Annotated in this window: 8 protein-coding genes; 4 read left to right on the top strand and 4 right to left on the bottom strand. The window is 68.7% G+C overall.

Going from position 1 to position 8,829, the window contains the following annotated elements; genetic code table 11:
* Positions 1 to 49: 49 nt before the first annotated feature.
* The 4 genes from tolA to ybgC are packed head-to-tail and all read right to left on the bottom strand — an operon-like array spanning position 50 to position 2,953.
* Positions 50 to 1,312: a cell envelope integrity protein TolA gene (gene tolA / locus ACT6Y9_RS06175; protein WP_295477571.1), complete on the bottom strand. Its 1,263-nt coding sequence runs from the start codon at positions 1,310 to 1,312 to the stop codon at positions 50 to 52.
* A gap of 18 nt (positions 1,313 to 1,330) precedes the next feature.
* Entirely contained in the window at positions 1,331 to 1,762 is a 432-nt protein-coding gene (locus ACT6Y9_RS06170; RefSeq protein ID WP_295477573.1) for an ExbD/TolR family protein, read from the bottom strand.
* 27 nt (positions 1,763 to 1,789) lie between these two features.
* Positions 1,790 to 2,464: a protein TolQ gene (gene tolQ / locus ACT6Y9_RS06165; RefSeq protein WP_295477575.1), complete on the bottom strand. Its 675-nt coding sequence runs from the start codon at positions 2,462 to 2,464 to the stop codon at positions 1,790 to 1,792.
* A 60-nt stretch (positions 2,465 to 2,524) separates the two neighbouring features.
* The gene (gene ybgC, locus ACT6Y9_RS06160; protein ID WP_295477577.1) at positions 2,525 to 2,953 is read right to left on the bottom strand and encodes a tol-pal system-associated acyl-CoA thioesterase; all 429 of its coding nucleotides are present in this window, start codon (positions 2,951 to 2,953) and stop codon (positions 2,525 to 2,527) included.
* Positions 2,954 to 3,183: 230 nt separating this feature from the next.
* On the opposite strand from ybgC, the gene ACT6Y9_RS06155 reads away from it, so the two are divergent.
* The 4 genes from ACT6Y9_RS06155 to ACT6Y9_RS06140 form a co-directional block, all read left to right on the top strand.
* Positions 3,184 to 5,424, top strand: coding sequence for an ABC transporter substrate-binding protein (locus ACT6Y9_RS06155; protein WP_443743877.1), 2,241 nt, complete (start codon positions 3,184 to 3,186; stop codon positions 5,422 to 5,424).
* The gene (locus tag ACT6Y9_RS06150) at positions 5,421 to 6,398 is read left to right on the top strand and encodes an ABC transporter permease (protein WP_295477581.1); all 978 of its coding nucleotides are present in this window, start codon (positions 5,421 to 5,423) and stop codon (positions 6,396 to 6,398) included. Before ACT6Y9_RS06155 ends, ACT6Y9_RS06150 begins: the two co-directional genes overlap by 4 nt.
* 44 nt (positions 6,399 to 6,442) lie before the next feature.
* Positions 6,443 to 7,903, top strand: coding sequence for an ABC transporter permease (locus tag ACT6Y9_RS06145; RefSeq protein WP_443743876.1), 1,461 nt, complete (start codon positions 6,443 to 6,445; stop codon positions 7,901 to 7,903).
* The coding region (locus ACT6Y9_RS06140; RefSeq protein WP_443743875.1) for an ABC transporter ATP-binding protein at positions 7,900 to 8,829 on the top strand (930 nt) is incomplete at its 3' end. The genes ACT6Y9_RS06145 and ACT6Y9_RS06140, both read left to right, overlap by 4 nt.

Raw genomic sequence — 8,829 nt, 5'->3', positions numbered from 1 at the left:
CAGGCCTTCGAAAGGCCTGCGGGCGTTTTTCCTCGCACCCCCGACGGCGCTACTGCTTGTCTTCGACCGGATCGAAGGCGAGCGTGATCTCGCGGGGCATCTGCTCGCCCGGTCCCGGGCTCGGGAGCCGGCTGCAGCGGCGGATGGCGCGCTCGACCGCGGCGTCGTAGGCGGACCATCCCGAAGGCGTGATGAGGTTCGGCGCTCCCATCTGCTCGCCCGTCGGCATGAGCTTCAGACGGAACTCCGCCTTGTAGCGTCCCTTTGGAGTGTTCGCCGGCACGTCGATCGTGATGTGCGGGCGGATGCAGGCGCGGACCTTGTTCGACCACGAGGCGAAGGCCGAGCCCGTGAGGTTCTGCTTGAAGTTCCTCTGGTCGCCCGTGGTCGTGCCGGAGCGCTGCGCGTTGGGATCGACCTTGGCGGAGAGTCGCGCGAGCTCCTGCTCGCGGATGCGCTGCGCGACGCGGCGGCGCTGCTGCTCCTCTTCGCGGGCCTTCTTCTCGGCGGCGGCCTTCTTAGCCTGCTCTTCGGCGACGCGCTGCTCCTCCTGACGGCGAAGCTCCTCGGCGACGCGCTTGGCTTCCGCTTCGGCGGCGAGACGCTCCTCTTCGGCCTTCTTCGCCGCTTCGGCCTTACGCTTCTCTTCGGCGATGCGGGCTTCTTCGGCGCGGCGGGCCTCTTCGGCCTTCTTCGCCTCCTCGGCCTTTCTCGCCTGTTCGGCGAGCCGCTCCTGCGCGAGGCGCTCCTCCTCCAGGCGCTTCTGCTCCTCGAGGGCGCGGCGGCGCTCGGCTTCGATCGCCTCCTGGCGCATGCGCTCGATCTCTTCGGCGCGGGCGCGCTCCTGCGCGACGCGTTCGGCTTCGGCGCGGCGCGCCTCCATTTCGGCCTGCGCGGCGCGGGCGATGCGCTCGTCCTCAAGGCGCTGCGCTTCAGCAGCCTCCTTGGCGGCGATCTCCTCGGGCGTCGGCCCCGCGGGCGGGGTCTTCTCCTCGGGAGGCGGCGGCGCCTTCTCGGGCTTGGGTTCAGGCTGGGCGGCCTTCTTCTCCGGGGCGTCCGTCTCGTCGCGGCCCTTCTCTTCGGGGAGCTTCTCGGCGACGCCCTGCGGGTCGTTGCCGCCCGAGACGTCCTCGGTCGCCCAGAGCTCCGCGTAGACGGTCTCCGGGGAGGTGTTCCACTGGAAGACGGTGAAGAGTCCGACGAAGAGCACGCCGTGGACGATGACCGAGAGCGCGGCCGCGGGGAGGTCGTCCCTGCGGTCTTCGCGGCGGAACCGCTCGCGTGCGGCCTCTTCTTCGGTGAGCTTGATCATGTCGCGGCAGCCTCCGGACTAGCGTGCGGCCGCAGACCGCTCAACCTTGAGCGAGAGCCCGACGCGTTCGATTTCGGCCGCCTGAAGCGCCTTCATGACGTTCACGACCTCTTCGTAGCGCACGTCGCGGTCCGCGGCGATCACGACGGGTGTCTTCGGGTCGTCGGCCTGCGCGGTCTTCACCGCGGCGACGAGCCCGGGCATGTCGATGGGCTTCATGTCCTTGCCCGCGCGGATCGACATGCGCCCGTCCGGGTAGACGACCACTTCGACCACCTTTTCCGGGGCGTTCGAGGCCTTGTTGACGGAGGGAAGGTTCACCACGCTCGGATTGACGAACGGTGCGGCCACCATCAGGATCACGACGAGCACGAGCATCACGTCGATGTAGGGCACGACGTTGATCTCGGCCATCAGACCGCGGCGGCGGGAGTTGGAGCGCAAAGCCATCTTGGAGTGCCTCTCGTGCGTTCTCGATCAGCCGCGCGCCTGGCGCTCGAGGATGTTGAGGAACTCTTCGCTGAAGCCCTCGACGCGGTTGGAGAGACGCCCGGTGCGGTTGTTGAAGTAGTTGTAGGCGGCCACGGCCGGAATCGCCGCGAAGAGGCCGATCGCGGTGGCGACGAGCGCCTCGGCGATGCCCGGGGCGACGACCGCGAGGCTCGCGTTCTCGAGGCTCGAGAGGCCCGTGAAGGCGTTCATGATGCCCCAGACCGTGCCGAAGAGGCCGATGTAGGGCGAAGTGGAGCCGATCGAGGCGAGGAGCGGAAGCCCGCTCTCGAGGTGGTCCATCTCGCGCGTGAAGACCGCGCGCATGGCGCGCGAGACGCGGTTGACGACGTCGCCCGCCGCAGGGGCCTGGCGCTGCTTGAGGAATTCATTCATGCCCGCGGCGAAGATGCGCTCCTCCATGCCGGCGGCGTCGCGGTTGCGGTTCGCTGTCTCGAGGAGCTTCGTGAGCTCCGTGCCGCTCCAGAAGCGCGACTCGAAGTCGTCCGTCTGGCGCACGGCGCGGGTGACCGCGAAGAACTTCTTGAAGATGACCGTCCAGCTCGCAAGCGACAGGATGATCAGAATGGCGAGGACGATCTTCACCACGATGCTCGCATTGGCGATGAGCGTGAGGATCGACAGATCGGCGGTGGCGTTCATTTTGGAGTGACGAAGGAAAGGTTCGGAGAAGTGGAAAACCGGAAGGGCCGGAGGGCGGCGTCAGTCTTGGGCGGCGTCGAGCATTTTGCGGATGCGCTCGTAGAGCGTCTCGCTCATGGGCGCGGGCGCCATGGTCGAGCGGTTCACGCAACCGACGCGCACTTCGCCCTCGGTGACGAGCTCTTCGCCCTTGAAGATGTTCTGCTCGAAGACGATCGAGGCGCGGCGGAGCTGCTTCACGCGGGTGACGACCGTGAGGTCGTCGTCCAGGGTCGCCGTGCGGCGGAAGCGCAGCGCCGCGTTGACGGCGACGAAGAGCTGCCCGTCGGGCGAGGTGAGGGCCGAGGCCTGCGAGACGTCGAGGCGGCGCATCAGGTCCGAGCGCGCGCGCTCCATGTACTTCAGGTAGTTGCTGTGGTAGACGATACCGCCCGCATCGGTGTCCTCCCAGTAGACGTGGACCGGGAAGCGAGCTGCGAATTCAGACATGTGTGAACAGGGTAGTGGCGTGGAATTGCTCAAGGCCGGACCCGCGCCGGATCCGGGCCATCCCGTAGTATAGGGAGTCGCCGCGCGGGAAAAGCCCGCAGCGGCCGGACAGCATAATTTCGAAAAGGGAATCGCAGATGCAGAGGCGGACGGCGGAGCACGGGACTCCGGAAACCCGGGCGGGCGGCGTCGCGAAGCGCCGCGGCGGCCTCGCCGCGCGCGTCGCGGCGATGTCCCCGGCCGCGACGGTGCTCTCGGCCGCCGCGCTCTCAATCCTCCTCACGGCGCTCCTCTGGGCCGCGCTCCCCGAAGTCCCTTCGAGCCCCCGGCCGCTCTCCGAATACGGCGCGAAGACGCTCTTCACGGCCTTCGGCTCGAGAAGCCCCCGAACCCTCGACCCGCAGCGCTCCTATTCGTCGGACGAAACGGCCTACACCTATTCGGTCTATGAACCGCCCTATCAGTACGCCTACCTGAAGCGCCCCTACGTGCTCGAGCCCCGGACGGCCGAAGCGGTGGTTGAGCCCCGGTACTTCGACGCCGAAGGGCGGGAGCTCCCCGCCGACGCGCCGTCCGAAGCGATCGCCGAATCGCGCTACGACGTGAAGATCCGCCCTGGGATCCTCTTTGCGCCGCATCCGGCCTTCGCGAAGGACGCCCAGGGGAGGTTCCTCTACCACCACCTCGACCCCGAAACGGCCGCCCGCGTGAGGAGCCCCTTCGACCTCCCTGAGGCCGCCACGCGCGAACTCACCGCCCGCGACTACGTGAACGGCATCCGCCGCATCGCGAGCCCCCAGGTCGTGAGCCCCATCTTCGGCACAATGGCCGCGCGCATCGTGGGCTTCACGGAATACCGGCGCGGACTCGAGGCGAAGTGGCGCGCGATGCGCGGGGCGGGCGCCTCGCCCGACGCCTGGCTCGACCTCGACTCCGTTCCCTGCCCGGGCGTGGAGGCGGTGGACGAGCGCACGCTGCGCCTGCGCGTCAAGGGCAAGGACCCGCAGTTCGCCTTCTGGCTCGCGATGACCTTCTTCGCGCCCGTGCCGGTCGAAGCGGAGCGGTTCTACGCGCAGCCCGGGCTGCGCGCCAACAACGTCTCGCTCGACACCTGGCCCGTCGGCACGGGGGCCTTCCGCATGCGGGAGTTTCTCGAGAACCGCCGCCACGTGCTCGAGCGCAACCCCGTCTACCGCCACGGGACCTATCCGTGCGAAGGCGAGCCCGCGGACCGCGCCGCCGGACTTCTCGCCGACTGCGGCAAGCCCCTCCCGCGCGTGGACCGCGTGGTCTTCGAGATCGAGAAGGAGGCGATGCCGCTGCAGTCGAAGTTCCTCGCGGGCTACTACGACAGCCCCTTCATCGAGCGCGTGGACACCGGGCTCGGGTACCTGGTCGCCATGGAGGACGACCCGGAAAAGGCGAGTCTCTACGGCGGCCGGGGGATGAAGTTCCCCAAGACCGTCCAGGCCGGACTCTGGTACATCGGCTTCAACTGGCTCGATCCGGTCGTGGGGGGCGGCGCTACCCCGGAGGAGGCGCGCCGCCACCGCTATCTGCGCCAGGCCGTCGCCATCGCGGTCAACTGGGAGGAGAACCTCGCGATCTTCCAGAAGAACCAGGGGCTCCCCGCCCACGGACCGATTCCGCCCGGGCTCTTCGGTTGGCGCGACGACGGGCCCGCGGCCTTCAACCCGGTGGTCTACGAGCGTACGCAAGCGGGCCGCGTCGAGCGCAAGCCCATTGAGGAGGCGAAGCGCCTCCTCGCGCTCGCGGGCTACCCCGACGGGCGCGACGAAAAGACGGGCGCGCCCCTCGTCCTCTACTTCGACTACCAGAACGCCGCGCAGGGCGCAAGCGCCTACCTCGAGTGGTATCAACGGCAGCTCAAGAAGCTCGGCGTGCAGCTCGAGATCCGCGCGACCGACTACAACCGCTTCCAGGAGAAGATGAGCAAGGGCGCCGCGCAGCTCTTCTTCTGGGGTTGGAACGCAGACTACCCGGATCCGGAGAACTTCCTCTTCCTCTTCTACGGCCCGAGCGGCAAGGTGAGGCACGAGGGGGAGAACGCCTCGAACTATGAGAACCCCGCGTTCGACGAAGCGTTCCGCGAGATGCGGCTCCTCCCCGACGGCCCGCGCCGCCAGGAGGTGATCGACCGCATGATCCGCATGCTGCAGGAGGATTCGCCCGTGCTCTTCGGCTACTTCCCGCCCGGAGCAGCCGCCTACCAGTCCTGGGTCGGCAACGCCAAGCCCTCGGGCATGGTGCAGAACAGCCTGCAGTACATGAAGGTGGACGCCGCGGAGCGCCTCGCCCGGATCCGCGAATGGAACCGGCCGGTCCTCTGGCCCCTCGGGCTCCTCGTCTTCGGGCTGCTGCTCGCCGCCGCCGGGGCGGCGCGCCTCATGGTGCGCCGAGACGAAAGGCGTCTGCGGCCCGCCGTCGATTCGAAGGAGGTTCGCCGATGATCCAGTACCTTCTGCGCCGCATCGTCTACGGCGTCCTCATTCTCCTCGGCGTGAACCTCCTCACGTTCGTGCTCTTCTTCGCCGTCAACACGCCCGACGACATGGCGCGGCTCAACCTCGGCGGCCGGCGCGTCACGGCCGAGGCGCTCGAGGCCTGGAAGGCCGCGAAGGGCCTCGACAAGCCGCTCTTCGTGAACGACGCGGCCGAAGGGCTCGCCAAGGTGACCGACACGATCTTCTTCACAAAGAGCGTGCCGCTCCTGATGCTCGACTTCGGCCGCAGCGACGCCGGGCGCGACATCGGCTACGAAATCCGCACCCGCATGGGCCCCTCGCTCGCGCTCGCCGCGCCGACCTTCCTCCTCGGCCTCATCGTGATGACCGCGTGGTCGCTCTTCGTGGTCTTCTTCCGACGCACGAAGGTCGAGGCGGCGGCGGTTGGCTTTTCGGTGCTTCTGATGTCGATCTCCGGGCTCTTCTACATCATCGTCGGGCAGTGGCTCTTCTCGAAGGTGATGCGCCTCGCCCCCGTCTCGGGGTGGACCGACGGCCCCGGCATTGTCGCCTTCCTCGCGCTTCCCGTCGCGATCGCGGTCTTCTCGCGCCTGGGGAGCGACACGCTCCTCTACCGCGCGATGTTCCTCGAGGAGATGAGCCGCGACTACGTGCGCACCGCCCGCGCCAAGGGCCTCACCGAGGGCGAGGTGCTGCGGCGCCACGTGCTGCGCAACGCGCTCCTGCCGATCATCACCTCCTCCGTCGCGGTGATTCCGATGCTCTTCATGGGAAGCCTCATCATGGAGAACTTCTTCGGCATCCCGGGGCTCGGGAGCTATACGCTCGACGCCCTCGGCGCGCAGGACTTCTCGATCGTGCGCACGATGGTCTTTTTGGGCACGCTCGCCTACATCGCAGGCCTTATCCTCACGGACCTGGTCTACGCCTGGGCCGATCCCAGAATCCGCCTCGGCTGAAGACTCTTCCCAGAAGAACCCGACACCCGTTCAGAATCCGACCCATGCTTCCCGTCATCCTCCCCACCGACATCGTCGCCTGGGGGCTGCTCGTACTCCTCGCCCTCGCGGTGCGCCACGTGCGTCGCACGCCCGAGCTCGCGCGCCGCTGGCGGCTCGTCTTCGCGCGTCCGGCGGCCACCGCCTCGGCGGCCGTTCTCGCCGTCTTCCTCTTCACGGCGCTCCTCGACTCGGTCCACTGGCGCGCGGAGCTCCCGCCCGTGCCGGACGCGCCCGCCGGAGCGCCCGCGGCCTATTCGGCCGAGGTGACGTCGCTGCTCGATGCGGTTCTTCTTGACGGCCTCAAGGCCGCCGGGGACGAGCGGAGCTATTCGCGGCCCTTTGCAAGGACGGAATTCGACCGCACGACGGTCGTGAAGGACGGCGTCGCCGTGCGCGACTACCAGCCGCTCCAGCACGCGGGGAAGCTGCCGCCCTGGCGCCTGCGGGCGGTCGAGATCGCGCGCCTCACGCTCCTCGCATGCATTCTCGGCGGCGTCACGGCCTTCCTCACGTGGATCTTCATCGCGCTCGCGCGCGCAAGGCGCCGCAACGTCACCTTTCTCGAGTCCCTCAAGGAGATGAGCAACCGCGACGGGGGCTATCCCTTCCGGCCGGCACTCATCGTCCTCACGCTCTTCTGGCTCGCGGGCGTGTGGCTTGCGCTCGTCTGGCCCAATTGGCACGTGATGGGAACGGACGCCGTCGGCAACGACGTCCTCTATGAGGCGGTGAAGAGCATCCGCACCGCGGTCGTGATCGGCACGCTCGCGACCCTCGCGACGCTGCCCTTCGCACTCACGCTCGGCATCGCCGCGGGGTACTTCCGCGGCTGGGTGGACGACGTGATCCAGTACGTCTACACGACGATCTCCTCGATCCCGAGCGTGCTCCTCATCGCCGCCTCGGTGCTGATGGTGCAGGTCTTTCTCGACAAGAATCCCGAGTGGTACCAGACGAGCCTCGAGCGCGCCGACCTGCGGCTCATGCTCCTCGCGCTCATCATCGGCATGACCGGCTGGGCGACCTTGGCGCGCCTGCTGCGCGCCGAGACGATGAAGCTCTCGACCCTCGACTTCGTCACGGCCGCCAAGGCCCTCGGCGTCAAGCCCTTCACGATCATGCGCCGGCACGTGCTCCCGAACGTTCTGCACGTCGTGCTCATCGTCACCGTGCTCGACTTCTCCGGAATCGTGCTCTATGAGGCGGTGCTCTCCTACGTGGGCGTCGGCGTGGACCCGGCGATGCACTCCTTCGGGACGATGATCAACGCGGCGCGCAGCGAACTCTCGCGCTCCCCGATGGTCTGGTGGAACCTCGCCGCGAGCTTCGTCTTCCTCGTGGCGATCGTGCTCTCGGCGAACCTCTTCGCCTCGGCCGTGCGCGACGCCTTTGATCCGCGCGCGGCGCGGCGCGCCGTCCTCGCGCCCGCTCCGGCAAAGGAGAAGCCGAAGGAGGGGCTATGAACGCATCCGCAGCCGCAGAACCGGTCCTCTCGGTCGAGAGCCTCACGATCGAGCTCCCGCTCGAGGGCGGCGTCCTCACGCCCGTGCGCGGGGTTTCGTTCGACCTCAGGCGCGGCGAAGCGCTCGCCCTCGTCGGCGAATCCGGGTGCGGCAAGAGCATGACCGCGATGGCGCTGATGCGGCTGCTGCCCGAAGACGCCCGCGTCGCGTCGGGCGAGGTGCGGCTGAACGGCCGCGAGCTCCTCTCGCTCACCGAATCCGACATGCGCGCCGTGCGCGGCGCCGGAATCGCGGTGATCTTCCAGGAGCCCGCCACGGCCTTCAATCCCGTCCTCACCGTGGGCGAGCAGATCGTCGAGATGATCCGCACGCACCGCGCGGTATCGGGGGCCGAGGCGCGCAGGCTGGCCCTCGAGTGGCTCGCGCGCACGGGAGTGCCCGAACCCGAGGCGCGCTTTTGCGCCTATCCGCACGAACTCTCCGGTGGCCTCAAGCAGCGCGCGATGATCGCGATGGCGCTCGCGGCCGAACCCGAAGTGGTGGTGGCCGACGAACCCACGACGGCGCTCGACGTCACGGTGCAGGCGCAGGTGCTCGAACTCCTCAAGGAACTCAAGCGCGAGCGCGGCCTCACGCTGCTTCTCATCACGCACGACCTCGCGCTCCTCCCGGGCATGGCCGACCGCGTCGCTCTCATGTATGCGGGCTCGATCGTCGAATCGGCCCCCACGGCGGAGTTCTTGCGCGCGCCCGCGCACCCCTACGCCCGGGCGCTCCTCGACGCGCTCCCGCACGGGGCCGGGGCGCGCCTCACGCCCATCGAAGGCGCTGTTCCCGACCTGACGCGGCCGACGGCGGGCTGCGCCTTTGCGCCCCGCTGCCCGCTCGCCCTCCCGAAGTGCCGGCGGGAGGCGCCCAAGCCCGGC

This window comes from Sutterella sp. (assembly GCF_052272535.1).
Classification (GTDB): domain Bacteria; phylum Pseudomonadota; class Gammaproteobacteria; order Burkholderiales; family Burkholderiaceae_F; genus Sutterella.
Note: the sequence above shows the minus strand (reverse complement) of the source record. Positions and strands in the feature narration are given on the sequence as shown.

Excerpts from the sequence above, each read along its gene's own strand:
- tolA (WP_295477571.1), bottom strand. The coding sequence starts at position 1,312 with ATGATCAAGCTCACCGAAGAAGAGGCCGCACGCGAGCGGTTCCGCCGC.
- ACT6Y9_RS06170 (WP_295477573.1), bottom strand. The coding sequence starts at position 1,762 with ATGGCTTTGCGCTCCAACTCCCGCCGCCGCGGTCTGATGGCCGAGATC.
- ACT6Y9_RS06150 (WP_295477581.1), top strand. The coding sequence starts at position 5,421 with ATGATCCAGTACCTTCTGCGCCGCATCGTCTACGGCGTCCTCATTCTC.
- ACT6Y9_RS06155 (WP_443743877.1), top strand. The coding sequence starts at position 3,184 with ATGTCCCCGGCCGCGACGGTGCTCTCGGCCGCCGCGCTCTCAATCCTC.
- tolQ (WP_295477575.1), bottom strand. The coding sequence starts at position 2,464 with ATGAACGCCACCGCCGATCTGTCGATCCTCACGCTCATCGCCAATGCG.
- ACT6Y9_RS06145 (WP_443743876.1), top strand. The coding sequence starts at position 6,443 with ATGCTTCCCGTCATCCTCCCCACCGACATCGTCGCCTGGGGGCTGCTC.
- ybgC (WP_295477577.1), bottom strand. The coding sequence starts at position 2,953 with ATGTCTGAATTCGCAGCTCGCTTCCCGGTCCACGTCTACTGGGAGGAC.